General features: G+C 37.0%; 21 protein-coding genes. 8 read left to right on the top strand and 13 right to left on the bottom strand.

What is annotated here, in order from left to right:
• Positions 1 to 38: 38 nt before the first annotated feature.
• Both ND811_RS02740 and ND811_RS02735 read right to left on the bottom strand, forming a co-directional pair.
• Positions 39 to 2,075: a 7TM diverse intracellular signaling domain-containing protein gene (locus tag ND811_RS02740; RefSeq protein ID WP_265350476.1), complete on the bottom strand. Its 2,037-nt coding sequence runs from the start codon at positions 2,073 to 2,075 to the stop codon at positions 39 to 41.
• Positions 2,076 to 3,827, bottom strand: coding sequence for a hypothetical protein (locus ND811_RS02735; protein WP_265350477.1), 1,752 nt, complete (start codon positions 3,825 to 3,827; stop codon positions 2,076 to 2,078).
• A gap of 131 nt (positions 3,828 to 3,958) precedes the next feature.
• On the opposite strand from ND811_RS02735, the gene ND811_RS02730 reads away from it, so the two are divergent.
• The 3 genes from ND811_RS02730 to ND811_RS02720 all read left to right on the top strand — a co-directional run bounded on the left by ND811_RS02730 (position 3,959) and on the right by ND811_RS02720 (position 7,514).
• Positions 3,959 to 5,227, top strand: a complete 1,269-nt coding sequence (locus ND811_RS02730; protein WP_265350478.1) for a PAS domain-containing sensor histidine kinase — start codon at positions 3,959 to 3,961, stop codon at positions 5,225 to 5,227.
• 75 nt (positions 5,228 to 5,302) lie between these two features.
• A complete protein-coding gene (locus ND811_RS02725; RefSeq protein WP_265350479.1) occupies positions 5,303 to 6,442 on the top strand; it encodes a hypothetical protein in 1,140 nt (379 codons plus the stop codon).
• A 55-nt stretch (positions 6,443 to 6,497) separates the two neighbouring features.
• Positions 6,498 to 7,514: a pirin family protein gene (locus ND811_RS02720; RefSeq protein ID WP_265350480.1), complete on the top strand. Its 1,017-nt coding sequence runs from the start codon at positions 6,498 to 6,500 to the stop codon at positions 7,512 to 7,514.
• A gap of 25 nt (positions 7,515 to 7,539) precedes the next feature.
• Here the strand turns inward: ND811_RS02720 and ilvD are convergent, their stop codons facing one another.
• The 4 genes from ilvD to ND811_RS02700 form a co-directional block, all read right to left on the bottom strand.
• Complete coding sequence (gene ilvD, locus ND811_RS02715) at positions 7,540 to 9,216, bottom strand: dihydroxy-acid dehydratase (RefSeq protein ID WP_265350481.1); 1,677 nt, start codon at positions 9,214 to 9,216, stop codon at positions 7,540 to 7,542.
• Positions 9,217 to 9,285: 69 nt separating this feature from the next.
• Entirely contained in the window at positions 9,286 to 9,933 is a 648-nt protein-coding gene (locus ND811_RS02710) for a hypothetical protein (RefSeq protein WP_265350482.1), read from the bottom strand.
• Positions 9,930 to 12,590 carry a TonB-dependent receptor plug domain-containing protein gene (locus ND811_RS02705; RefSeq protein WP_265350483.1) on the bottom strand — a complete coding sequence of 887 codons (2,661 nt, stop codon included), beginning with the start codon at positions 12,588 to 12,590 and terminating at the stop codon, positions 9,930 to 9,932. Before ND811_RS02705 ends, ND811_RS02710 begins: the two co-directional genes overlap by 4 nt.
• Entirely contained in the window at positions 12,587 to 13,168 is a 582-nt protein-coding gene (locus ND811_RS02700) for a TetR/AcrR family transcriptional regulator (protein ID WP_265350484.1), read from the bottom strand. Before ND811_RS02700 ends, ND811_RS02705 begins: the two co-directional genes overlap by 4 nt.
• Positions 13,169 to 13,284: 116 nt before the next feature.
• Here ND811_RS02700 and ND811_RS02695 point away from each other — a divergent pair, with 116 nt between their 5' ends.
• From ND811_RS02695 to ND811_RS02685, 3 genes are all read left to right on the top strand, one after another.
• Entirely contained in the window at positions 13,285 to 13,977 is a 693-nt protein-coding gene (locus ND811_RS02695) for a nitroreductase (RefSeq protein ID WP_265350485.1), read from the top strand.
• Positions 13,978 to 14,046: 69 nt separating this feature from the next.
• The gene (locus ND811_RS02690; protein ID WP_265350486.1) at positions 14,047 to 14,649 is read left to right on the top strand and encodes a class I SAM-dependent methyltransferase; all 603 of its coding nucleotides are present in this window, start codon (positions 14,047 to 14,049) and stop codon (positions 14,647 to 14,649) included.
• A gap of 67 nt (positions 14,650 to 14,716) precedes the next feature.
• Positions 14,717 to 16,156, top strand: coding sequence for a M20/M25/M40 family metallo-hydrolase (locus ND811_RS02685; protein WP_265350487.1), 1,440 nt, complete (start codon positions 14,717 to 14,719; stop codon positions 16,154 to 16,156).
• Between the two features lie 101 nt (positions 16,157 to 16,257).
• Here the strand turns inward: ND811_RS02685 and ND811_RS02680 are convergent, their stop codons facing one another.
• Positions 16,258 to 16,755: an ankyrin repeat domain-containing protein gene (locus ND811_RS02680; protein WP_265350488.1), complete on the bottom strand. Its 498-nt coding sequence runs from the start codon at positions 16,753 to 16,755 to the stop codon at positions 16,258 to 16,260.
• A gap of 24 nt (positions 16,756 to 16,779) precedes the next feature.
• Here ND811_RS02680 and ND811_RS02675 point away from each other — a divergent pair, with 24 nt between their 5' ends.
• Entirely contained in the window at positions 16,780 to 17,610 is an 831-nt protein-coding gene (locus tag ND811_RS02675) for a prohibitin family protein (RefSeq protein ID WP_265350489.1), read from the top strand.
• Between the two features lie 187 nt (positions 17,611 to 17,797).
• Here the strand turns inward: ND811_RS02675 and ND811_RS02670 are convergent, their stop codons facing one another.
• The 6 genes from ND811_RS02670 to ND811_RS02645 all read right to left on the bottom strand — a co-directional run bounded on the left by ND811_RS02670 (position 17,798) and on the right by ND811_RS02645 (position 25,415).
• Positions 17,798 to 20,773, bottom strand: coding sequence for a TonB-dependent receptor (locus tag ND811_RS02670; protein ID WP_265350490.1), 2,976 nt, complete (start codon positions 20,771 to 20,773; stop codon positions 17,798 to 17,800).
• Between the two features lie 107 nt (positions 20,774 to 20,880).
• Positions 20,881 to 21,285, bottom strand: coding sequence for a hypothetical protein (locus tag ND811_RS02665; protein ID WP_265365509.1), 405 nt, complete (start codon positions 21,283 to 21,285; stop codon positions 20,881 to 20,883).
• 239 nt (positions 21,286 to 21,524) lie between these two features.
• Positions 21,525 to 22,796 (bottom strand): hypothetical protein, encoded by a 1,272-nt coding sequence (locus ND811_RS02660; RefSeq protein WP_265350492.1) that lies wholly within the window; start codon positions 22,794 to 22,796, stop codon positions 21,525 to 21,527.
• A gap of 160 nt (positions 22,797 to 22,956) precedes the next feature.
• Complete coding sequence (locus ND811_RS02655; protein WP_238735193.1) at positions 22,957 to 23,214, bottom strand: hypothetical protein; 258 nt, start codon at positions 23,212 to 23,214, stop codon at positions 22,957 to 22,959.
• 47 nt (positions 23,215 to 23,261) lie between these two features.
• Complete coding sequence (gene mltG, locus ND811_RS02650; RefSeq protein WP_265350493.1) at positions 23,262 to 24,284, bottom strand: endolytic transglycosylase MltG; 1,023 nt, start codon at positions 24,282 to 24,284, stop codon at positions 23,262 to 23,264.
• Positions 24,285 to 24,329: 45 nt separating this feature from the next.
• Positions 24,330 to 25,415, bottom strand: a complete 1,086-nt coding sequence (locus tag ND811_RS02645) for a UDP-N-acetylmuramate dehydrogenase (protein WP_265350494.1) — start codon at positions 25,413 to 25,415, stop codon at positions 24,330 to 24,332.
• 50 nt (positions 25,416 to 25,465) lie between these two features.
• On the opposite strand from ND811_RS02645, the gene ND811_RS02640 reads away from it, so the two are divergent.
• Positions 25,466 to 25,828: a Spx/MgsR family RNA polymerase-binding regulatory protein gene (locus ND811_RS02640; protein ID WP_265350495.1), complete on the top strand. Its 363-nt coding sequence runs from the start codon at positions 25,466 to 25,468 to the stop codon at positions 25,826 to 25,828.
• The last annotated feature ends 98 nt before the right edge of the window (positions 25,829 to 25,926 follow it).

Here is a 25,926-nt window from a genome sequence, read left to right as displayed (position 1 = left end):
TTATATTTATTTGATATTAAACTATTTTAGAAAAAAATTTAAAAATCAATTCCAAGGATCGTCAGGTCGTCCTGGCGATCCTGATCATTTAGAAAGCTTTGTAGCGTTTTTAACAGGTAATCCTCTACTTCGGCAAGACTCAGATTTCGAGTGTTTTGGAACAAGTGGTAGAGTGATTCCTCTCCAAATTCCTCCTCTTTTGAGTTAAATGCCTCAAAAACTCCATCGGTGAACACAAAGAGCCGGTCGTTTGGTCCGAAAGTAAGCTCGGATTGACCGTAATGAATTTGTTTTTTCAGCCCGATCATCTTACCAGTTTTTGTTAACAACTGGATTTGGTCATTTTGCAGAAGCACTGCTGCGGGGTGACCTGCGGATGCATATTGAATTTTTTTCTCCTGAAGGTCTATGTCTATAATCATTGCGGTGAGAAGGCTATTGAGAGAAACAAAGTTATCCATAAATTCTTCATTAAAAATTTCCATTACCTTCGAAGGAGGTAATTCAAAAGTTTTAACATTATCGTACAATCCTTTGGTTGCCATAGAGATCATCGCTGCCTGTACTCCGTGGCCGGTGGCATCGGCAATGAGCACTCTATACTTCGATTCTTTTAATAGTGAAATGTCTAAAAAATCTCCTCCTACTTCAGATACTGGAAGATAACGATATTCTAAATTCAAATCTTTGATTAGTTTAGAATCGGTAATGAGAGAATTTTCCTGAATTTTTTTGGCAACGAAGAGATCTCTTTTCATTGCATTTAATGTTTTGTTTAATTTATCAGTTCGTTCTTTTACCTTTACCTCTAAATCTAGATTGGATTTTTCTAAATTGAATTTAATTTGTGCTTCCGCTGCTTCTTTTTCTTTGATGATCATATTGTATCTATCTGCTAAAGCAAAAGCCAATAACATCATTTCGGCTGCCGATCCGTATTGTGGTCCATCTATTGTAAATGAATTAGTTGGAATTAATCCTAATGCTCGTAATGTCGAAACAATCAAAGCTAAAAACAAAAAAGAAAATGATAATAAGAAAAAATAAGCAATTCTTTCTTTCTTAAAAGAACATATTATACCAACGAGTAATATCCAAAAAGAAGTTAAGGTATGGCTTAAGACTATGCCTTTAACAAAGGAATCAAAGGATAAAATATAGCAAATTGGAAAGATGATTTGCAAAATGATAAAACCTAAACTGATTCGGTCGAACCTAGGAATTAGTTGTTTGGTATTTAACAACCTTCGCATAAAAATTAAAAACAAAACCAAAACAATAGAAATAAACAAATTTACTGAATATTGATCCATCCAAGGAGAGTTTGGCCAAAAATATTCCGAGGATATACCATTATGCGAAGCAATGGTAAAAGCTGTGCTTAACACCACTAAAACATATAAGAAATAATTAGAATCTTTTAGTATAAAAAATAAAAATAAATTAAAAAGAACCATAGCCAAAGCAATTCCAAAATACAATGCTTGGATGACATGGTCATTGATTTCATATCTATCATACAAATTAGTATTCCAAAGTTGAATGGGAATGTTTATAGAATTGGGTGATTCTACTTTAAGATACACCGTGGCATCGGTATTTTCTGGGAACAAAATAGGAAAAACAAAAAAACGACTTTGGTAGGGACGCTCCGACATAGGAACAGAATAACCAGATTTTAACTTTTTAATCTCCCTAGAACTTTGAAAATATAAATCTAATGTTTTTAACCTTGGATAAGAAATAACAAATGTTACCTCTTTTGCAGAAGGTTCTGGATTTTTTAATTGGACCTTTAACCAATATGTAGATTTTGAATACGAAAAGTTAAATGCCTCTTTCGAGGAAGAAACTTTAACAAATTTGTTTTTAAAATCGGTAGCACGAATTGAATCAAAATCCAATTGGTTCGAAAGGTCTTCATAAACTAAGATGGATTTAGCAAGATAAATTGGTGAGTGATCGATATTTTGGATATCAATGGTTTCAGAAACGACTTCTTCTGCAGAAATCGGAAAAATTCCAAAAACCAAAAAGGTTAGAATAACAAACCATGTTTTTGTTTTCCTTTTCATCTATAATGAATCATCCTCAGCAAATAAATCGATAGCAAACATTTGATTATGCTCTGAGAAGATACAAATACCATCAAAACTTACTGACAAACCTTTCGGCTCAGTAAGTATTTTTTGGGCTAAGATTTCTCCTTTTGGTGTCAGTAAAAGTAATTCTGTTTGGATTTTATTACTATAATCATCATGAAAGGAAAGAAGCACGATTGTGTGTTTTCCATCAAATGTAAATACGGATAAAACTTCCGACGAAATCGATTTTTCCAATAGAACATTTCCCGAAAAATCAATCATATAAATTCCTGAAAAATCATTTGTGATAATGATTCTATCTTCCGTTACGATGGTCGGAGTTTTGGTTATTCCGAAAGAATGTGGGCCAAGTGTATCTGTCGCTGTAAAGGGAAAATTCTTAATGATTTCCATTTCGGAATTCAAAAGAAGGGATCCATCAAAAGAAAATGATAAATAAATGCCTCCCGGAAATTCTACCGGTAAAGAAGCCAACTCACGAACCAAAGATATCCCTGATTCTGTTGTTTGTTTCAATGTTTTTTTCTCACCAGTATTTGCGGATTCTATAATGGCATAATAATAGTACATTTGGAACTGTGAATCTATAAAAACTGGATGGTAAGACGATAAGTATTGAAAAATAATTGCACCAGATGAATTGATTCCCAAAATTCCTTTTAAGGTATGAAAGAGAATATTTTCAGATTCGGATTTGAAAGCTTTTCCCGAAAAAATTTCACCTGCTGGCATTTTAATCGTTTTGTTTAATTTTCCTGATTTCAAATCATAAACTTGAATTTTCGTTTGATACGGAAGAAACAATAGATCATCAAATATCGTAAAATTGAAGTTATGCGAAATTCTATTTTCGGAAACATCTCGCTCTTCTGTGGAAAGAACTTCATAACAGTTAAATGCAAGTGGGAGTGAAAGGATAAGATTTCCAAATAAATCATAAATACAAAGAGTATTTGGTCTATTTAGTTTTGGATAATATTCAGATCCCTTTTGATAACCTTGGTAAGAACAAAGATAGCCCGATTGGTAAAAAAGAATTGGGATTGATAATCCTTCTAAAAAGGGTTTACGGATAGAAATTTTCCAAAGGATTTTTTGATCGGTTAGGTCATAGGACTGCAAAAAGAACTTATCTTTTTTTGAAGTAATAAAGGCAAATTGTTCCTTAGCAATAAACTCAGAAACAACTACAAATTCATCTTCCTCCAATGTTAAAAGTAAATTGGCAGAAGATGGAAATCCTTGTTTTTGAATTGTTTGGAATTCTAATGGAAAGTGTTTTTGAAACCATTGGAGAAGCCATCTTTTAACGTTCGCTGGTAGACTAGGTTCTCTTTCGTAGTATAAAGTTTTAAGTTCTTCCGATTTTGTTTCTTTTAGAATCTCTAAAACTTCTTCAAAAAAACTATAAGGAAAGGATAAATCCTTATTTTTTAGGATTCCAGAAATAGACGGATTACGGATTAATTCAGAACGATGATCATCAATTAGCAGAGCGGTTTGTTCATAAAACTCTGGATAGGTGGACCTTGGATCTCCGGTCCCACGTGTTTTAATCCACCAAATGCTGTGACAGTCTTTACATTCATAAATTTCAGTAAACGGATTCAGGGAATTTCCCACGATGTCTTCTGTAGGAAAGATATGAGTTTGCCTTTCATCCACTACCGGCTCTAATCGGGAAAAATGGGAAGTTCCTTTCTGACAAAATAAACAAGACATATAGTTTCGGGAGTTCAGATTTATATAGGAAAACTACTTAAGTCAAGTCCGTTTCTAATCATTCTAAATCGGCCAATCCATTCACTAAGTTCTTGGCATTTTTTTCGAAAATTATATTCTAAGATTAATCCATGTCACTTAAACCAAAGTCATATGAATCCTTACTGGCTGACCTAAAACGTTTGGAAAAAGAAAATCAAACGTTAAGACAAACCCGTGACGACATTGCCAATAAACAGTCAGATCTAATTCATGCACTCCAGTTCACTCAGTTTTCTATTGACACCATATCCGAAGCAATCGTTTGGCTTGATGAAGATGGAAATTACGTTTTTGTAAATGATGCCGCTTGCAAAAATTATGGATATACCAAAGATGAATTACTTTCGATGCAAATGTTTCAAGTCGATCCTTTGTTTAGTAAAGAACGATGGAATGCACATTGGCAAGAAATTTTAGATCGCAAATCTTTCACAATAGAAACAATTAATAAGAGAAAAGATGGGACTCCTGTACCCATTGAAGTAACCGTAAATTTAGTAGAATATGAAGGTAAACAATACAACTGTGCTATTATACGCGACATTACCGAACAAAAATTATCCGAAGAAAAACTAAAACAATCTGCTATCCGCTTAGCCGAACTCAATGCCACAAAGGATAAATTTTTTTCAATTATCGCTCATGACTTACGGGGCCCTCTAGGAACACAAAGGGAATTCACCAAAATCCTTAATGAAAAAGATTCGAAATTTTCGGACATAGAAAGGACTACTAATCTGAAGATGTTGGAAGAATCTTCCGACCAAGTGTATTCTTTATTGGAAAATTTATTGGATTGGGCTAGATCTCAAACCGGAAATATTATTTTTAAACCAACTTCTATTCCGTTCTTCGATCTCGTTCAAAGAGTGATAGACTTATTAAAACTTTCAGCTAACAAAAAAGATGTGACCATAATAAATCAAATCCCAAAAGATAAAATAATTTTTGGCGATTTATTTATGATTGAAACCGTACTAAGAAATTTAATTTCTAATGCCATCAAATATAGTAAGACTGAATCCGAAGTGACCGTAGGAATTCTAAAGTTCGATTACGATGAACATCCAAAAACTAAATTAGAAGATAAAAATTTACATTTTACTTCGCCGACGGATTCCACAGTTTTCTTTGTAAAAGATACAGGAATCGGAATGGAAAAGGATCAGATTAAAAATCTCTTTCGATTAGATAAAAAATTTTCAACGAAAGGTACTGCAGAAGAATCTGGAACTGGACTTGGACTCATTCTATGCAAGGAATTTATTGATAAACACCAAGGCAACATTTGGGTAGAAAGTAAACCCGGATTCGGTTCTACTTTTTTTATCAGATTAGGACAAAACACAATTTCTTGACTAATATCCTTTACTTCATCCAAAGATTTTATTTTTTTTAAGAATCAGTTTTATATCATTCGTATATAAATTTATATGTTACGATTTGGTAAAAAAATATTTCTTTGTTTTGTAGTATTCGCATATCCTATTTTTGCACAGAATCAAACGAATGAACCAGAAGTTAATCCCGAAGTGTCGAAACAATCAGGCACATCATTACGTTCAAGGCTTAAAGTCTTGGAACTTGCAGGTGAGTTTTTACAAACACCTTCGGAAGGTGGCCCACAGTCTGTCTCTAGTATTTTAAATTCCGCACGCGTTGCTGCCAGTTTTGCAAATACAAATACAGCAAACAATATAAACCCACCAGGGATCATTACTGAAAGTGCGGAATCAAGACCAACTTCGACTGTATCGCCAAGGATCAAGTATTCACACCAAATCTCAGAAGACTTTTTTATTGGATTTGTTTATGCAAAAGGAGAACACTACAACGATACAAGGACCAGTTTTAGTACCAATGGACTTTATTTAAATGACCGGGTGCGTTCGGGAGTCAATGAAGTTGGTTTTAGAATTGGGGTAGGACCTTTAAACTATTTAACCAATACAAGCTCCAATGAATTCAGTTTTTCCTATTCTGAATTATCTTCCAGAGGGCCATTCCAATCGTTTCAATTGAAATTTCCGTATTTAAGAACAGGCGAACAATCAGTAACAGAAGGTTATGCACTTTCCACTGGAACAGTCGAATTCAAAACTAAAAATTATGGAATGAGTTTTGGATTTGTTGCCTCTTTAACCGATTGGCTCAACTTATATATGATAGGTGATCTAACCGTTTTTGCTGGACAACTAAAACTTGCCTCTTATGGAATCGAAACCTCGTCCACAGGAACTTTGGATTCGAACAAACAATTAGTTTTTAGTACACCGGTCAGTAAAACAGATTTAACTATGTTTCAATCCAAAGAAGGATTAACCCGCGGACTTGGAGGTGCTTCCCTAACGTATGAATTAGGACTTGTTTGGAAGTTTTTTGAGACCTTTGGTTTAAAGTATGGAGGATTCTACCAAATATCTTCCTTCAGTATCTCCGAAGTGAGTGGATACAATTGGGGGCCGGGCAAAACACCTGTTGAACTTAGTTCCGTTCCAAACATCAATTCTTCCCAAAGTGCCAAGGAATTTGGATCATTCGGTGCGAATGTTTCTATTGTAAAAAACTTTTGAATCTTATCTGATGTCTTATTAGTAGCGGTACAATTCGCGAAATTAGGACAATTTGATGAAACACAAATCCATATTATACGCCCAAAAACTCGATTTCCAATGGCCAACATCAGATCCGTTTTTGTTTTGTGTTCACCACGAAGATTTTTATCCCAAAGGAAATGGAAAGTTTGGCCCGGAAGCTTCCTTACAAGGTAGACAAATTGGCCAGGACTTTGCAGGTAAAGATGGTTGGAGAATGTACCACGGGGAAACCATTCCTGGATTTCCAGGTCATCCACACCGTGGGTTTGAAACAGTCACTGTGGTTCAAAGAGGTCTGGTTGACCATGCCGATTCCCAAGGGGCTGCAGGAAGGTATGGAGATGGGGATGTACAGTGGATGACAGCAGGGGCTGGCATCCAACATTCCGAAATGTTTCCTTTGGTGAATGAATCGAGTGAAAATACTTTGGAACTTTTTCAGATTTGGTTAAATCTTCCTGCTAAAAATAAATTTGTGGATCCCCATTTCAAAATGTTTTGGAACGAAGACATTCCTGTGAAAGTCTTAAACGATGCCTCTGGCAATAAAATAAAAATCAAAACAGTCGCAGGATCTTTGTTTGGCGAAACACCGCTAGATCCTCCACCAGACTCTTGGGCAGGAGATCCAAAAAATGAAGTAGGAATTTATATTTTAGATATAGATCCTGGAGTCAGTTATGTACTTCCTGGTAGTTCCCCAGGTAACAATAGAAATTTATATTACTTTCGTGGAGAAGGCCTTGTCATCGATGAGGTGGTGGTTCCAGGAAAACATATGTACAATCTCAAATCAGATGTATCTATAGAATTAAAAAACGGATCGGAAGCGGCCCGTATTTTGATTTTAGAAGGAAAACCCATTGCAGAACCTGTGGTGCAGTATGGACCCTTTGTGATGAACAAACAAGAAGAGATCCAACAAGCATTTGATGACTATCGTAAAACACAGTTTGGCGGCTGGCCTTGGGATTCTTATGATCCGGTTCATGTCGGCAAAGGTAGATTTGCCAGACATGCCGACGGCAAAGAAGAAATTCCTACTTAAAAGAGTAGGAATTTCCATAAAGCGCCTAACGGTCTGTTAGGCAACCAGTACTTGCGTCTTTTACCATCTGAATGTACTTCCAAAGATATCCAGTGGTAATGCGGTAAGGTGGTTTTTTCCAGGCCGCTCTTCTTTTTTCTATTTCTTCTGGCGATACGATTAACTCAAGTTTGTTGGTTCGCGCATCAATGAGGATTTTATCTCCATCTTGGACAAAAGCGATTTCGCCTCCTTCCATTGCTTCCGGGGTGATATGACCTACTACAAATCCATGACTTCCACCGGAAAACCTACCATCGGTAATGAGAGCTACATTATCGCCAAGACCTGCTCCAATGATAGCTGAAGTGGGTTTTAACATTTCCGGCATTCCTGGGCCACCTTTCGGGCCTACATAGCGAATCACAACCACGTGACCTGGTTTGACTTTTCCATCGCGAATCCCAGCATTGGCTTCTACTTCCGAATCAAAGCAGATGGCTTTTCCTTCAAACATCTCCCCTTCATGACCTGTGATTTTTGCCACAGCCCCTTTTTTGGCGATATTGCCATAAAGAACCTGGATATGACCTTCTTTTTTAATGGGATTACTGACTGGGCGAAGTAAGTCTTGGTCACTCGGAAGATCAGGAAGACCTTCTAAGTTTTCTGCAATGGTTTTCCCTGTTACAGTCAAACAAGATCCGTCAATGAGACCCTCGCGTAACATAAATTTCATGATTGCAGGTGTTCCTCCAATGGCATGAAGGTCTTCCATAAGATACTTTCCACTTGGTTTCATATCCGCAAGGAGTGGAGTTGTATCGGTTACTTTTTGAATTTGTTCCAAATCGAGTGGAATACCCATTGTCCTTGCAATGGCGATCATATGCAAAGCTGCGTTAGTCGAGCCGCCCAGAATGGTAACCACACGAAGAGCATTTAAAATAGATTTAGGAGTGATGATGTCAGAAGGTTTGATATCTTTTTCTAAAAGATTGTACATATACTTTCCAATATTCATACATTCTTTCTTTTTTTCTTCACTGCGCGCAGGAGAAGAAGAACTATAAGGCAAACTCATTCCCATGACTTCAATGGCCGTTGCCATAGTGTTTGCGGTGTACATTCCCCCACATGCTCCAGGGCCCGGGCAAGAATTTTTGATCACTTCTTTAAAATCATCTTCTGTGATTTTGCCGTTAATTTTTTTTCCATAAGCTTCAAAGGCAGATACAATATTTAATTTTTCACCTTTGTAGTTTCCACCATTGATGGTACCACCATAAACCATAATGGATGGACGATTGAGTCTTGCCATTGCCATGATGGCGCCTGGCAAATTTTTATCGCAACCGGCAGTAAAGAGAATTCCATCATAATAATGAGCACCGGCAATGGTTTCAATGGAATCAGCTATGATCTCTCTAGATGGTAATGAATAACGCATCCCATCATTTCCATTGGTAATTCCATCACTCACACCAATCGTATTAAATAATAAACCCACCATTTGTTTCGTATCTAAGACACTTTTCTTTTGTAAGGCCGATAGAGTGGTTAAGTGCATGTTACAAGGATTTCCATCAAACCCCGTGCTTCCAATTCCTATGAATGGCTTGTTTAAATCTTCATAAGGAACTCCTGATCCAATGATCATGGCTTGTGAAGCTGGGAGGGATTCATCTTGGGTAAGAGTGCGGCTGTAACGATTCAAAGTCATAAAATTCAATTTCCTTTGGATTAAAGACAAAATGACAGATGGCGAGGTTTAGGAAAGCGGATTTTGAATTTAGGGAGGATTGATTTCGACCAAGATTTTATTTTCAAGATTTCCTTGTGCGAGATCTTTTTCCCAATCCTTAAACTCTAAATTCAAACAGCTGTTAGCGCGATCACGGTTTACTTGGGGAAGAAATCCATTGTTTGCGATGGTTTTTGCAGCTTTGGCAATTTTCCCACGCACAGATTCTAACCATTGGATTTCAGAAAAATTCGCTAATCTTTTTCCGCTAGATACCTGGAATCCTTCAAACTCACAAGAATCTACAACACGGAAACTAAACCGAGATTTTAGAATCTCTGTCTCATTTGCCGTTGTTACTTTCAAAACTAGTATCCCTGATTGGAGGATGGATTCTTGGCAATCGGTGGTCCTATTTTGAATGGTTCTCATTTCATTTAACATGACATTTAATTCATTTTGTGTAAGAACCAGTTGGTTAACCGAACAGACTCCTAGTGGCCGCCTGCTGCAGAATTGATTGTTGTTTGCCAGTGTAGAATCTGTTTTAATACAATTTCCCGATTGCCTGACCAAGTACAAAGTTGTCAGGAACAAAGTTTGTTTGTATTCTTCTTTATTCTCTTTTTCGACTCCACTTTCAAAACAAGAGGCAAATAAAAGTATTAAATAAAAACTAACAACGATTCTTTTCAAAATCTCACCTCGATACCGATATTCACAAGAGGAATGATCGCCATTTTTCCATTAGGTGTTTGCGAAACGATGTAGGGAGAATTGACTGTATCATATGTCGGTGCGGGGTTTTGGTTTCTTTGGAAGTTTTTTGTATTATCAAAGTCAAAACCCGCTTGGTTCCTTCGGCCATAAAAATTAACAAATTCAATATAGGTATTCACATATCCCCAAGAATAGTTTTCAATTCGATCGATCCGCAAATCAAACTGATGGAATGGCAAAAACCTGTCGCTGTTATAATTTCCAGAATAATTCGGAAAATATAAATTTACTCCGAAAGTGGCCGCTTGGTTTGCCCGTGTAGCACTCGTAATAGGAGTGTATGGAGTTCCAGAAAAATACCGAAACCTTCCACCCACCATCCATTCTGGATTAAACTTATAACCAAATACAATATTTAAAATATGAGTCCTGTCTAAATCATAAAGTTGTTCTTTGTCATTATTATAAATTACTTCTAAATTGTTATCATCGTAATAATTGATATAGTTGGTTCCTAATTTAGTTTGTGCAAGTAGCGTTCTTGAATTATTGAGTAAGGTTCTAGTCCTAGATTCATCACTATTTAACCTGGACTGGTTATTGATTCGTTTGGTGATAGAATTTGTGTACGAAATCCAACCAAATAGTCCCGATTGTTCTCTAGGATCTTTTGTTTTTTTAATAAAAATTTCAACACCTTCCGAATGCCCATAACCTGCGTTGGAATAATTTAAGTTTTTAGGTGTGACCGGATTTGCGAGAACTTTGGCTGTTTCATTTACAAATACACGAGGGTCATTGTTCAATGCATACGGATCTACAATATAAGCATCAGGAACTATAATGTTTTGGAAGATATTACGAAATCCTTCAATTTTGATTTGCCAGTGGTTTGCCAATTCTTGGCTAACACCAATTGAATTGTGTTCCGCTCGTTCCATAAACAAATTAGGATTCCCTGACTTGGATGAGAGTGCTTCGATTGATACTGGTGCATTATAATGAATTCCATGCCCGGCCATAATTCCAGTTTTTGTGGATTCAAAAAGATAACCACCCGTGAGCCTAGGTGCCAAATTGGTTTCGTTACTACCCGAATATTGATCGACCCGTGCACCAGGTGTTAGGCGAAAACCAGCATATTTAAAAGGAAGTTCCGCATAAGCAGATTTTTCCTGATACCGAATTCTATCTCCATCAATTACGGATCGAAATGCTGCATTCGAATTTAAGAGATCATTGAATATATTATAAAATAGTCGGTTATAGGAGGAAATATTTTCTCCCTTTAGAGTCGTCTCTCGAAAGCGACCTTGTACACCGGCTTCCAACTTGAGATGTTCTTCCCAAACTTCCCATTCAAAGGCATTGTGGATATAGGTAATGGTGTCAGAAGTTCGGTTCTGTAATCCAAAAATATTTTCTGCCGTCAGTGGATTGGTAAACCTGAGTTCAAAAAATTCGTTAAAAGAGGTGCGAGAATAAGAAATAGTATTTCGAAACGTTTTGCCTTTCCATACATAACGAATCGCATCGGTACGAAACATACGATCAAGGCCTGTGGGTGGTCTTGGATCTCCTCCTCCTCTTTCTAAATCTGCTTGGGCTTTCGTGTATGCTTGTCGATCTCTAGTTCCAAAAGTTTGTACTGTCAATCTATGTTCGCTGTTAATGTCCCAAATGAGTTTCCATTGATAGTCTTGGTATTCAGCAAATTTTGCATCTTCAGGAATTCCTTGGGGATAAGCTTGCAATAGAACTAGGTTAGGATAATTTTTACGGCCAGAACTGATCATGGCAAGTCCTGGTAGGATTTTGGACTGGTTATAGATATCTGATAAAAATAAATTAGTATTGATGACAGTTTTATTTTCATCGACCCTATCTGTGCCTTCAATAGCAATGATTCCACCATTCGCATAACCATATTTAGCTGGAAATGCTCCCGAAAATACATCAAAAGACTTAATTAGGTTATTATTTAAAACAGAAGATTGATTTCCCAAATGGAATGGATAGGGAAGAGGAAATCCATCAAAGTAATATTGGTTTTGTCTTGTGCCTCCTCCTCGTAAAGAAAGGTCCCCTCTTTCACTATTACTATATGGATTTCCTGTCAGTAAATTAGAGCCAATGTTGGTAAAGACAGACGGTAATATTCCAACGGGTGCCCCAATCACAACGCCAGGAACCGTTTGGAGTGCCTTTAAGGAATCACCAGATACTCCTGGAAGGCGTTTGATTTCCTCTTGGACAAGACCATACCGAGAAAGGGGAGTTTTATCCCTCTCTCCACTTACCAAAATTCCAGCTAAGTTGGATTCAGATATAGTGACAAGGATCACCTGACCTTTAAAACGGACCTCTCGAAAAACTGATTCAGTTTTTTCTGCCGTAGATATTTTTATTTCATAATATCCTGGTTCGGGAAATCGAAGTTTGGCGATTCCTTCCTCATTTGATATTGCACTTGATTTTCCTTTTTTTGAAATGACTACGGCATTGGTTACTGGTTTTCCAGAATTTGATTTTACAATTTGAAATATAACTTCTATATTTCCTTCTGCATAACTTGGCGAAACCCAAACAAAAGTTAGAAGAATGATTAATAACTGTAATCCATTTTGTTTCATTTAAAATTTGGTATTAAACATTCTGCAATACGATATAGTTCATCCAATGATCTTTTATCATCAAGCAAACGGTATCCTTGCAAAACCCCCTCATAAACAAAAAATAGATGTTTGGCGAGTAATCGACAATCGACTTTAGAATTAAAGTGACCGTTTTGAGCCGACTCTTCCAAATACTCCGCTAAACAATCGATAGTTCTATTGGCAATTTCTTCAATTTCTTTCCTAATTTCCAATTCATTTGCTGTAATTTGAGCGCGGAAATTTGCCATCCCACATCCATAAAGTTGCGATTCCCTCGCTTCTCTCGAAAGGATACGCACCCAAGCTTTGATAAAATCCAATGGTTTTGGATTTCTTTTCATCAAAGATTTAAGTAATGTTAAATTTTCTTCAGAATAGATCCGAAGCACTTCCTTACCCAAAATTTCTTTGGAAGAAAAATGCTGGTAAAGACTTGCTTTTACCGTTTTGGCCTCTTCTACAATTTGATTGAGGCCGGTCTCTGAATATCCCTGTTTTAAAAATAAATTACGGCTGACTTGGAGAAGTCTGACTCGGGTTGGTTCCTTTTTCATATCTCCTCCAAAATCCTTAAATTACAAATTCAGGCAAATAATATACCAACTGGTATGTATGAAAAATTCTTGCCAATACATACCGACTGGTATGTATGTGTTTTAGGAGAATTCAAATGAACTCTGAATCGATTTCCATTCATGAAAAAGCTGCCTCTATCACAGAAGCATTAGTAACCAGGCATAGTATCCGAGAATACACGTCTCAACCTATTCCCGAAGAAGTCCTGAAACGAATTTTCGAAAAAGCCTTACGTTCCCCCAGTTGGAAAAACTCTCAACCTTGGAAGGTTCATATTGCGAGTGGAGATAAAAAAGACCATTTAGCAGAAGCGCTTACAAAAGCAGCAATGGAGTCTACTCCACGGCCAGAAACCAGTTGGCCAGAATCTTACCCAAGTGATGCTAAAAAACGAATGTTTGATTTAGGTATGAAAATTTATGCAGTCGCAGGAATTGATAGAAAAGACAAAGAAGCAAGAGACAAGTTTATGCTTCGAAACTTTGAATTCTTTGGAGCTCCGACTGCCATCTTTATCACATCTAAGTTCGATCTAAACTTTTTTGTTGGCATTGATTTAGGATGTTTTCTCCAATCTGTTTTGTTGTTAGCCAGAGAGGAAGGTTTAGGCACCTGCCCTCAAGCAGCCCTTGGTGCCTTTCCCGATGTAGTAAGAAGTGCTCTTCAGTTACCCAAAGAGGAAAAAGTGATTTTGGGATTGAGCATGGGATATCCAAATCCAGATTCAGAGCTCAATAGGTTTCACACTCCAAGAGAATCCGCAAAAGATTTACTGCATTTCTATTGAAAAAGGATTTCTGATTCTGAAAATTTAGTATATGCTGATCTAACTAAAAAAATCAAACAGCAGGTCAGTATGTATTCTAAAACTTTTTGGAATGAACGTTATGCGAGCGAAGAATATGTCTACGGAAAAGATCCAAATGATTTTTTACGTACTCGTTTACCAAATTTAAAAAAAGGAAGAATCCTTTTTCCTTGTGAAGGTGAAGGACGAAATGCTGTTTTTGCTGCAGGTCTTGGTTGGGATGTTTTTGCATTTGATCAATCAGAATCTGGAAAAGAAAAGGCAACTGCCCTTGCTAAAGAAAAAAACGTAAGTTTTCATTATGAAATTTCAGATGCTTTGAATTATCCTTATGCTCCTGATCAAATGGATATGGTTGCTTTGATTTACTGCCATTTTCATAAATCAATTCGCACTACCATTCACAGGAATTGTGTTCGCACATTGAAACCTGGTGGTATATTGTTACTGGAAGCATTTTCGCCTGACCAATTGCAATATACATCAGGTGGTCCCAAAGATCCTGATATGCTCTACCATTTAAAAGATTTACGGATGGATTTTTCAGAAATGAGTGTTGAATATGAAGAAGCCTTGGAGATTGAACTGAATGAAAGTCCGTTCCATAGAGGAAAGGCCGCCATTGTGAGATTGGTTTTACGAAAAATTTAACTCAGTTTTTTCTTTCAAGTTTGGAAATCCATGATTCTCTTCTTTTCGGAAGAAGGGGAAAAGTTTCATGAAATTTTTCATTTCGTTTTTAATGGGGATCGGTTTCTTATTACAATGTTCGTTCGGTCAAAAAGTTAAATATGCAGAACTGAAACAATCTTACCCGAAAGTAAATTGGGAAGCCCGTAGAACCGAGGCTGTCAAACTTTTGTCTGATCTTCTAAAGATCCCTTCCGTACGGGGAAACGAAATCCAAGTGGCAAAATACATCCAAGGAATCCTTACCAAAGAAGAAATCCCTTCTCGTTTTGTCTATGATCCCAAATACCCCACACGACCCAATTTAATTGCGGAATTACCAGCCACGGTTCCCAATCCAGAGCCAGGAATTATCCTAGCAAACCATTTGGATACAGTCGAATTTGATCCTCGTGAATGGAAAATGGCACCTCTTTCCGGCACTGTAAACGATGGGCGAGTTTGGGGACGAGGTGCTATAGATATGAAAGGAATGGCGGTTATGGAATTACTTGCCTTTCTGGAAATCAAACGATCAGGAATTCCAAGAACCAGAAAAATTATGTATTTGGCATTGGCCGATGAAGAATCTGGATCGGAGTTAGGTGGAAAGTATATGACTTCCAAACAAAAACAAGTTTTTGAGGGATATGAATATGCCATCAATGAAGGCGGAGTCGCCACAAGGGACATTGTAATTCCTGGTTCCACAATCTTTAACATTCAATATGCGGAAAAAGGAAATATTTGGTTAAGAGCAAAAATTAAGGGAACCAGTGGACACGGGTCTTCTCCCCCTACACAATATCCAGCTTTATCCTTAATTCAATTTTTTAATGAAGTGAGAGAACTCGAATCTGATATTCGTATCACAGAAGAAACTGATGCGTTCTTTTACCAACTAGGAACAATCAGTTCTTTTCCAAAATCATTCTTTTTGAAAAATGCAAGAAACCCAATCATTAAACCTTTGTTACATGGAACCATACGAAGCAATCGCCACCTGACTGCCATGACTACGAATACAAAGTCTATTACAGGATTTCGCACCACAGAAGGTGAAGGTGGAGAGAATGTCATAGCAGGCGAAGCTTCAGGAAGATTGGACATTCGCACTCTACCTGGTGTCAATATTGAGGAATTTGCCAATCAGGTAAAAACCATCGCTGCCAAATACAATGCTGAGATTACATTTACTGATATCAATCCTACAGATGTATCACCCATCAATACTCGCTTTTTTAGCACCTTGGCAGCGGTTTCCGTAAATAAATTTCCAAATAGTACGGTAACTCCCTTTCTTTCACCTGGAAAAACTGATAATTCCTATTTAAGACGTGTAGGGATCAAAGCATACGGTCTGATTCCTGCAGTTCTCAAGTCGGAAGACATTGATGGAATGCATGGAAAAAATGAAAATATGACAGTTGATAATTTGGAACTTGGGACTAAGATCCTTTTTGAGACCTTGGTGGAAATGAATCGGTAGAAAAACTTAACTTGTCCATACAACTTCAGTTGCGAAATAGCAGCTGAAGTCGAAGGTCAGAGTAATGGGGAAATTCTAGTAAACCAAATCGTTTCATCTAATTATTTTTTCAAAGAACTTAAATATTGTAAGATTCCCTCTTCTCCTCGTTCGTCAGCAAGTTCGGAAAGACTTACTCCACCGACGGTTTTCACTTTGGTTTCTGCACCAGCTTTTACTAAGAGTTTTACTAAATCCAAATTTCCACGATACACCGCGCGGTAGAGTGCGGTTTCTCCTGTCGTATTACGTAGGTTGACATTAGCACCTTTTTCGATTAAGAACTTTGCCATGTCTAAATCCTCTTCGTCAGCGGCTTTGATAAGAGGGGAATTGCCTAAGGAGTCCTTAGCATTGATCGAAATTCCCTCAGCCAAAAGTTCTTTTACTAATTCTAAGTTTCCTTTTTCTACAGCGAGGAAAAGCCGATGTTCTCGGCTCATTGGGGATTTGACAACGGTTTCATCCTCCATACAGAATACACCAAAATGGACGATTGCCAAAAAAATGATAAAGAACTTCACAGGAATAAAAAATCGACTGGATAGAAATGGTAACATCTGTTTTAGTCTAATGGTTTAACTATGAAACGTCGATCCATTTTTCCAAACAGTTTCCAGTTCCTTGTTTTTTTGGGTGTGAGCCTTTCTTCATTTGTATCTTGTTTGTCTATCATCAGTCCAGGAGAGGTAGGACTCATGTGGAGACCCTATAGCACAGGACTTAGCCAGAAACCTCTGGAATCCAGGGTGCAAACTTACATGCCTTGGAATAGCGTATACGTATACTCCATCCAATGGACGAGTCACCAAGAAAAGGTAGAAGTATTAACTCGAGATGATTTAACCATCACCGTTAGTGCAGCGATCATCATCCGACCGATCCAAAATGAAATCTACGAACTAGAAATGGAGATTGGCAGAGATTATTATGAAAAGGTAGTTAAACCTCAGTTTCGAACTGCAATACGAAATATTTTATCTGCTTACAATATGGTTTCGATTTCCAAAGAAACACCTAACGTTTCTGCACAGATCAAAAAATCTCTTGCAGAGAAACTAAAAGACAAACATGTCGAAATCGATGATGTCATTATTGATGATGTGGAGTATAGCCCTTCCATTTTAAAAGCGATTGAAAGTAAACTCACCAAACAACAAGAACAAGAACAAATGAAGTTCGAAATCAATATTGCAAAACGAGACGCTGAAATCCAACAGATCTCGGCAGATGGTAGAGCCAAGGCCGTACTCATTGAAGCGGAAGCACAAGCCAAAGCGCAACGAATGATTTCTGAATCCTTAACACCAAAATACATTCAATTGAAAGCGATGGAGAATCCGAATAATAAATTGATATTTGTTCCAAACGGAAAAGATGGATTACCGATTATCGTAAATCCAGAGGGGAAATAGGGCGTAACCCCGCAGATGCGGGGTTTGGTGGCTGGAATTAAAATATATAATTTCAAAAGGTTCATAAATAAAAAGCCCCACCTTTTGGGTAGGGCTTTTAGGAAAAAATTTGTTTAAGAATGTTTAAAACTTATAACTAGCTGACATAGAGAAAGAAACCCCGCAAAAGCGAGGTTAGAAGAAAAACTTAGAAAAATTTATAAGTTGCCGCTACTGTGAAAGTTACACCCATTCTATATGAATAGAAGAGTAAATCTTCTCCAGTAAGTTCACTTCTTTGGTATACTTTAAATCTAGTATCAAAAATATTTTTAGCTGCAGCTTTGAAATCTAATCGATCATCATGTTTAAATGTATACACGATATCCGTCAAACCCACACCTTTTTCAATAGCATCGGGATTTCCATCTGTTCCCACGGAGTAGATTCGGTCTCCGAAGAAATTATAATAAACACCCAATGTTTGATTCTTTTTCGAAGTTAAGAAATAATCAAATTTCAAATTAAAGACATAGTCAGATTGACCTTGCAATCGCCGAGAAATATTTGTTGGGTCATAAGTTGCAGTCTGATTTAGTCTATCAACTATACCAGCCCTAATAAAAGTAATATTTTCCCAAGGAATTACTTGAACATGTGACTTAATTAAGAACACATTTGTTTCTACTCTGAACTTATCAAAAAATTCTTTCCTATAATCGAATTCGACTCCTTCAATAGTTGCTTCCTTTGCATTTGTATAAGAAAAATTAAAACTAATCCCACCAGCTCGTGGTAAGCCCACCATTTCAATCGGGTTAGACATATGCTTATAAAACGCGCCAATCCCGAAATAATCTGTATTAGTTATATAATATTCATACCTTACATCATAATTATGAATATAACTACGTCTTAGATTCGGGTTACCAAAAATACGGTCTGCGCCAAAATAAGGGGTAAATCCAAAAGGAGATAATTCTCTTAAATCTGGTCTAGTCAATGTCTGAGTATAACCAAATCTAAGATTCATATCTTTGTGCATTTCCCAAACCATATTGGCAGAAGGAAGTCGATCTTGGTTTCTGAGAACACCTATTCCGTTATTGTCTTGGTTACATACATTTGATCGGATTAGTGCTACTCTAACATCTTCATTTTGAATGTCGCAGCCATAATCTACGTTTGAAAGTGACGCGGTATCTCGCGTTCTGAAAGTTTTTACTTTTTGAAATGAATCCTCAAACCGAACACCACCAACAAATCTTAATTTTGGCATAAGTGGCATATCCACTTGCGCAAATTGTGCATGGAGTTTTTGTTCGGCGTCGTAGGCATTTTGTTCGATTTGCCGCTCTGAGAATGTTTTATTGGCGACACCAGTTGAATTACGAATGTACTGAGTAGGATTATAACCAATTTCTCCTGGAACTGGCCAATAATCAGCGGTCTGTGTACCAATATTTGATTTATTTCCAAATTCCCTAAAAGAAAAACTTTTGAAACGATCTAAGGCCATTCCACCGACTTTCAATTCGGACTTCAATCCATTCCATTGTTCGAACGGTATTGTGTACTTCAAATTTGCCTGACGAACTGTATCTTCTGATGTTGAGAAAAAACGAGTACCATCAGGATTGTTACCTAATTTGAAATATGGTTCTGTAAAATTTGCTGGGTTAGCCCTTCTCCAAACTTGTTGAGTTAAATTTGGTTCGTCTCTATTTGCCAAAGCATACGCAAGATTCCATTCAATTTTATGAGGCCTTGCCATACTTCCAAATTGGAGAGCATGATCTCCTCCGAGCACTGTATTGAATAATCCTCTAGAAGTAACCATTCCTGTTTGAGAAATAAAATCAAAGCTATCAATGAAATTTTGCCCAAATGAATCTCTTACCATCGTATCGGAAGCAATAGTATACAAATTCTTTAAATATATTTGTTGTCCTTTTGTTAATTCATAACTGAGGTTCAAATTTGTTGCAAAATTTGTATCTTTATTGTATATTTTTGAGTCTTGGGTTTGGATCGATTGCAGATAGGTAGTTTCTTTTAATTCAACTCCACCAATGTTGTTTCTTATGTAACGTCCTGATTTTTCATCTTTAAATCTATATTCCTCACTTTTCATCACTCCGAAAAGTATACCCAATCTTTGTCCCGATTCAGTTAATTTGAAAGTATTACCAACAGAAAAGTTAACATTTTTATCATAACCAGCTTTTCCCGTATCTGGTGTCCATTGTTGATTAAAAGATGTGGCGGCTAAATTAACAAAATCCGGTGGCAAACCACCAAAACGATTACCAGGCTCTAACGGCATAGTGGATGGAAGTGAATTTACAATACCAGGAAGTTTATAATCTGAATTAGGACGACCTAAAAAATCAACTGCGTCCAGGGTTTTAAACTCTTTTCCAGTTGTATTCATATTTCGACCGATACCAAGGCCAGCACTCATTTGAAAAGAATCTGGGTATTCTTGCGTTTCAATTTTAACAAGTCCTCCTGAAAATTCCGCAGGATCTTCGGGTACAAAAGTTTTTAGGACTCTAATATTTTTAATCATCGTAGAAGGAAATATATCGAGGGGAACTACCCTTTTATCAGGTTCTGTGGAAGGAATTAACACTTCGTTTAAAACTGTATTTGAATACCTCTCTCCTAACCCACGAACAAATACATACTTCCCTCCGACGAGTGTAATACCTGTTACCCTTCTAACAACATCTCCTGCATTCGAGTCAGGGCTTTTTTTAATTGCCTCTTGAGATATTCCATCAGAAACTCCAGCTGATTTTCTTTGCAAAGCCAACATGGCTGACTCCGTGTTATTGAGAGACCTATCTTTTACTTCGACGGTCTCTAATGTTTGAGCACCAAAGGTTACATTGACTGATTGGTTTTTACCTGCTGACACAGTAATATTACGTCTTTGGGGGCCATAACCATACATTTGAAATTCTACGTCATAAGATCCTGGAGGTAATGCTAAGGAATACTTGCCGTCAAAATCCGTTTTTGCGAATTTTTTCTCTGAGCGGACTACGATCGTAGCTCCAAAAACTGCTTCCCCATTTTCAGAATCGATAATGACACCACTGATTGAGCCAGTGGCCTGGGCAGTTAGAGTTGTAGAAATTAAAATAGTACCCAGCAAAAAAGTGATAAAATGTTTCATAAATGAATCTCTGAGGAGAGAATTATTTATGAGGTCTGTAGGTAAATTTAAAGAGGAATCAATTCCATTACATGAAGTTTAATTTTATGTTACGAAATTGTAATAATTCAAGGAGAGATAATTGCCACTTTAAAACGCCCATTCAATTCAATTACACTTTTAATTTCCGTAATTTCAATTTCACCTCCCTCTGTTTTTAACGTAATTAAACCTACTTTATGAAAATTTGCCTTACCATATGGTTTTACACTTTTCGTAAAAATTTTTAAACTTTTGAAGTCAGACTTTTTGATTTTCAAGTTGGAAAGTTTTTGAATCGCTAGATTTTCAAAGGAATGAATCAATTTGTCATAATCCTCTAATGGTGTTACATCTAACGATGTCCCACTTCCATATATATTTGGATATAGGATAAAATCCTTTTCTTTTTGACTCAAAATTGATTTGAGATTGGAATGATTTTTTTTCTGAATACAAACTTCATCTAGCATATTAATAACTGCTTCATTCAAAGTCTTAAATCCAGAAAGTTCCGTGTTTAAGGTTCTCCTAAATTCAATAGTCTTTTTGCTTTCAACTAATCGAGGGTTTGTTTCTGATTTTGGAAAATCTGAATGTTTCGCAGATTCCTTTTTACAATGAACATTGAAAAGAATACTAGTAATGATGAATATAATTGATAATTGGTTCATAAATAAAAAGACTCTGGTAATCTACCAGAGTCTCAAGTGAAATAATTGTCCTTTGGTTACTATTTACTTCTGTAAACAGTCCAACCGTCCCACCATTTTCCTTCTGCAACCGATCCACCACCGAGGGAACCATCGCCGAAAGAAGTTGTGAAATCAGGTTTATCACCAGTTCCGCAATTAGCTATACTTCCAATGGAAACAACTGGAACTGAAGTTAACTCTGCGTTGTCGACCATTGCACCACAAACGGTCAAGGAACCCTTTCCGGCTTGGCCTTTAATATTTGTCCAAGAACCTGTGGCTCCGGCTGTTGTGCATTCAAAGTTTGCAGTTGGATAACCGTAAACTAATCCACTAGAAAAATTTCCTGTATGTCGGTCTCTCACTGTTAAACCTTTACTTCCAGCAATCTCTTGCCCTATGGAAGTAAATTTTGAAATTGTCGGATTAGAAGGAGTTCCTGGATTTCCAGCAGCAGCGTTACCATCTAACTCAAATCCTCTGGGGTCAGACGAAAATGTTCCACCACAAGAAGTTGGATATTTAGCTCCTATTAGGTGAGTGAGTGATCCTTGGAATCCTTCGTCCACATCAAAGTCATCATCCAGTCCACCAGTTACCATTAAATGAGTTGCATTTATATTTCCACCCCAGTATTCAAATCCATCATCTAATGGTCTGTGAATTTGAACATAATCGTAACTACTATCTTGGGTAACCGCATAGCTTGAAACTCCATTCAGCTCATCACCCGGTGCCACTTCGTTTCCAGCAAATTCAACTACTACATATTTTAACTTTGCAACACCATTTAATGTCCCAGGATAAGTCTGCTTAGTGGTACCTTCAGTTTTAGTATTACCACCGTTGGCAATAACGTTACTATTACCTATAACAACAATCCCACCCCAATCGCCGGGTGCTCTTTGACCAACAACGGACGCCGAAGTGAAACAAATTGGTTGTGAAGCAGTTCCTTCCGCTTTTAAAGTTCCGCCCTCAAAAATGAAAAGAGAAGATCCTCTTTCACCGTAGATCACGGATTTTGGTAAAACCGTTAAGGAACCGCCATTAGTTACGTTCACAGTCCCTTTTAAGATGGCTGAACCGCTAACAGTCACCGCAGTAGAAATAGTTCCTTGAAGCACTTGCGTGGGAGCAGGAACACCAACACCGTCACAAAGGTCAGAACCAGCAATTCCTTGGTTTGCAAATAACAATGCAGCAAGTAAAAGTGTGTCATCTTTCTTTTCTTTCGTACAATTGACTGCTATTACACCCATCATTGCAATGAGAGCCAACACCAGGCCTTTATTGATAATTTTTTTCATTTGAAATCCTCTTTCGAAAAACTCGAATTTGTTTCGCTAGCGGGCCTTCCCGAAAGGGATTCGCAAAACTTCTCCCTCTAGCTAGAGGTAAATATGCATCTTATTTGTTACAGTGGAATGACAAGCTGGTGAAGGTTCTATGAAGGTTTGGTTAAAGACGTTATTTCTTGATTCGATTTAAAATTTTTACTAAGTTACTTTTAATACGTCGAATTTGGTCTGAAGTTAGTTGGAGTTCTCCATTCTCAGCTTTTTCTATAACTAATTCTGCTTTTGTGATAAACGTTACGGCCTCTTCGTCGATAGCTTCTTTACGTTTTTGTTTTTCTCGGTAGGCATCTAAGGCCTTTTGCACATCCAAAAGTTCCTTAGAAATCCCACCTATTGCAATATTGAGTTCAACTATGTTTTCATCCATTAGTTAGATAACCAAATCCATAACAAAACTAAAATGAGATTTATACTTTATTGATATAAAACATCTATAAATTTCTTTTTTGCCTCTAAATGTTCCTTGAAAGTGGAAGAAAAATAGTGAGAGCCATCAGGTTTTAAAAGGAAAAACAACTTATCCGATTTCATTGGTTTGAAAGCTGCTTCTAACGCTGGTAAGCCTGGATTTGAAATTGGTCCCGGTGGCCATCCACCATTGATATAAGTATTGTATGGCGATACAATCTTAAGGTCAGATTCAAATAGCCTTTTTTTAGGTTTATCAAATAGATATTGAATTGTAGCGCAAGATTCTAAATTAATATTTTTTTCAATTCGAGTTAAGAATACACCTGCCATCATAGGTCTTTCTTCTTTTCTCACAGCTTCTCTTTCCACTATGGAAGCCAGGACTACTCTAAAATGAAGATCCGCAGGTTTAATATCTTTTGCCTCGGGAATGGTTTCTATTTTTTTATAGAAACGTTTGATCATCATTTCAGTGATTCGTTCCAAAGGATAATTCAAAGGAACCGAATAGGTTTCAGGAAATAAATAACCTTCTAAAGTTTTTGCAGGAATGTTATATTTTGTAAGCAAAGCAGGACTTTGTGCTACTTTCAAAAATTCTTCTCGTGAAATAGCGAGTTTCTTTGAAACCAATAAATCTCCAATCTGACGATTGTTATATCCTTCTGGCACGGTGAAAGTAATTAGTTTTACTTTTCCAGAAATGATAACGTCTAGAATTTTACGAGAACTCATACCGTCATTGATGTCATAGACACCTTGTTTAATTTTGTTTCCGGCCCTCGTGAATTTCATTAGGTAATTGAAATATACCGATGACTTAATCATACCTGCAGCAGCTAACTCACGTACCACACTCGATGAAGGTTCACCTGGATCAATAATCAGTTCGTATTTATTTTGACCATCGCCGACGGCTCCTCCTTTAATTTCATCAACTACGAAAAAACCAATCAAGGCCAAAACTAATAGTAAGGAAATACTTAATCCCGATAAAACCAGGTATTTTTTAAGTTTCGAGTTCATTTCATCCCCATTCTCTTTGTAATATCGACAATTACCAAATCTTTTTTATGGTATTAGGACAGGTTCCATTTCCAATCGAACAAAAAATGTTTCTAATACGCGCTGTCTAACAGATTCTGCCATCTCCAGGAGTGCTGAAGTTGAACCCTCTATATTGATTAGACCTAAACAATGTTTATCTGAGATACCGACCCCGCCAGGATATTTGGTACCTTTTTGAATACCGGAGTTTTCGATTAGCCAAGCCGCCGAGAGTTTTTTATACCCTGGTGATTCCGAATATATTGGCGGATTTTCAAAACCCTGTTTTTTGGCATTTTCTAAGAATTGTTCGGCTTCAGAATCCGAAAGGATAGGATTTGTGAAAAAAGATCCCGCAGAACGAGTGTTTGGATCATTTTTATCTAGTACCATTGACTTTTTTTTTCTAAGTTGGATTACCAAATTTCTAACCATTTCCATTTGTTGGATTCTTGATTCTTGATTAGATTTTTCATTTTTAAAATTAAGTGGGTTAGCTTTTTCCCATGCATACAGCAGTTCCGGATAACGTAAACAGGGTGGTGCGGATTTGGAAAATTGAAATGTAACCGATATTACAATAAAGTCTTTATAGATACCGGATTTAAACTCACTATTTCGATAGCGAAATAGACAATTTTTATTACTGATGGTTATGATCTCACCGGAAGATTTCATACACTCTACTTCTAAAATTGAATCTTTGACTTCTTGACCGTAAGCTCCAATATTTTGAATCGGGGAGGCACCTACAGAGCCAGGGATTCCAGACAGGCACTCAATTCCAGCTAATCCCTGTTTTACTGAAAAATCCACAAATTCGTCCCAAATTACGCCAGCACCAACTTGAAAGATGCTATAATCATCGTTTGAATCTAGACAACGTATGCCAGGGATTTGCATTTTCATAATAACCCCAGGGAATCCAGAATCCCGAAATATTGTATTCGATCCACCACCTAAAATACAAAAAGGTAAATTTCCTTTTTTGCAAAAATCTAAGCTTTGCGTAAGATCTTCGATTGTCTTTATAGAAATGAAGTACTTCGCCTCGCCACCCAATTGCAAAGTTGTGTGCGGTGCCAAGCGAACATTATTTTGGACAAACATAATCCCAATAAAAAGTTTCCGCAAAAATCGTAAGTAAGAAAATCAGTCTTATGAGTCGCTCCAACCCTAAAGTTTACGAATATTCCGGATGTAGTACCTGCCGCAATGCCCTTAAATATTTAAAATCAAAAAAAGTGGATTTTCAACAAGTCCCTATCCGAGACAATCCCCCTTCGGTCATAGAACTCAAGAAAGCAAAACAATACTTAGGTGATATTAAAAAACTTTTTAATACATCAGGAAAAGATTATCGTGAAGGAAATTGGAAAGAAAAATTAACCACATTCACGGAAGATCAAATTTATAAAGAGCTTTCTAACAACGGTAATTTGGTGAAACGGCCATTTGTTGTAGGCGATGGTTGGTATTTAGTAGGATTTAAAGAAGAAGAATGGAAGGAAAAAATAGGGTAAAGTAGGAAACTGCGAATATTAGTATCCCCGCCCGATAGAGGGAGGGGAACTGAACCCGCCTCCCAATGCATTCCTCTTACCACATGGGGGCAAAATCA

The sequence above is a fragment of the Leptospira soteropolitanensis genome (assembly GCF_026151655.1).
GTDB lineage: Bacteria > Spirochaetota > Leptospiria > Leptospirales > Leptospiraceae > Leptospira_A > Leptospira_A soteropolitanensis.
The sequence above is the reverse complement of the archived record's forward strand: the minus strand, read 5'-3'. Positions and strand labels throughout refer to the sequence as shown.

Bases quoted from the DNA above. Each gene is read 5' to 3' on its own strand.
- ND811_RS02660 (WP_265350492.1), bottom strand. From the start codon at position 22,796: ATGAAAAAAATTATCAATAAAGGCCTGGTGTTGGCTCTCATTGCAATG.
- ND811_RS02705 (WP_265350483.1), bottom strand. From the start codon at position 12,590: ATGAAACAAAATGGATTACAGTTATTAATCATTCTTCTAACTTTTGTT.
- ND811_RS02655 (WP_238735193.1), bottom strand. From the start codon at position 23,214: ATGGATGAAAACATAGTTGAACTCAATATTGCAATAGGTGGGATTTCT.
- ilvD (WP_265350481.1), bottom strand. From the start codon at position 9,216: ATGACTTTGAATCGTTACAGCCGCACTCTTACCCAAGATGAATCCCTC.
- ND811_RS02675 (WP_265350489.1), top strand. From the start codon at position 16,780: ATGAAACGTCGATCCATTTTTCCAAACAGTTTCCAGTTCCTTGTTTTT.
- ND811_RS02720 (WP_265350480.1), top strand. From the start codon at position 6,498: ATGAAACACAAATCCATATTATACGCCCAAAAACTCGATTTCCAATGG.
- ND811_RS02740 (WP_265350476.1), bottom strand. From the start codon at position 2,075: ATGAAAAGGAAAACAAAAACATGGTTTGTTATTCTAACCTTTTTGGTT.
- ND811_RS02725 (WP_265350479.1), top strand. From the start codon at position 5,303: ATGTTACGATTTGGTAAAAAAATATTTCTTTGTTTTGTAGTATTCGCA.
- mltG (WP_265350493.1), bottom strand. From the start codon at position 24,284: ATGAACTCGAAACTTAAAAAATACCTGGTTTTATCGGGATTAAGTATT.
- ND811_RS02695 (WP_265350485.1), top strand. From the start codon at position 13,285: ATGAACTCTGAATCGATTTCCATTCATGAAAAAGCTGCCTCTATCACA.
- ND811_RS02685 (WP_265350487.1), top strand. From the start codon at position 14,717: ATGAAATTTTTCATTTCGTTTTTAATGGGGATCGGTTTCTTATTACAA.
- ND811_RS02700 (WP_265350484.1), bottom strand. From the start codon at position 13,168: ATGAAAAAGGAACCAACCCGAGTCAGACTTCTCCAAGTCAGCCGTAAT.
- ND811_RS02670 (WP_265350490.1), bottom strand. From the start codon at position 20,773: ATGAAACATTTTATCACTTTTTTGCTGGGTACTATTTTAATTTCTACA.
- ND811_RS02690 (WP_265350486.1), top strand. From the start codon at position 14,047: ATGTATTCTAAAACTTTTTGGAATGAACGTTATGCGAGCGAAGAATAT.
- ND811_RS02640 (WP_265350495.1), top strand. From the start codon at position 25,466: ATGAGTCGCTCCAACCCTAAAGTTTACGAATATTCCGGATGTAGTACC.
- ND811_RS02735 (WP_265350477.1), bottom strand. From the start codon at position 3,827: ATGTCTTGTTTATTTTGTCAGAAAGGAACTTCCCATTTTTCCCGATTA.
- ND811_RS02645 (WP_265350494.1), bottom strand. From the start codon at position 25,415: ATGTTTGTCCAAAATAATGTTCGCTTGGCACCGCACACAACTTTGCAA.
- ND811_RS02730 (WP_265350478.1), top strand. From the start codon at position 3,959: ATGTCACTTAAACCAAAGTCATATGAATCCTTACTGGCTGACCTAAAA.
- ND811_RS02680 (WP_265350488.1), bottom strand. From the start codon at position 16,755: ATGTTACCATTTCTATCCAGTCGATTTTTTATTCCTGTGAAGTTCTTT.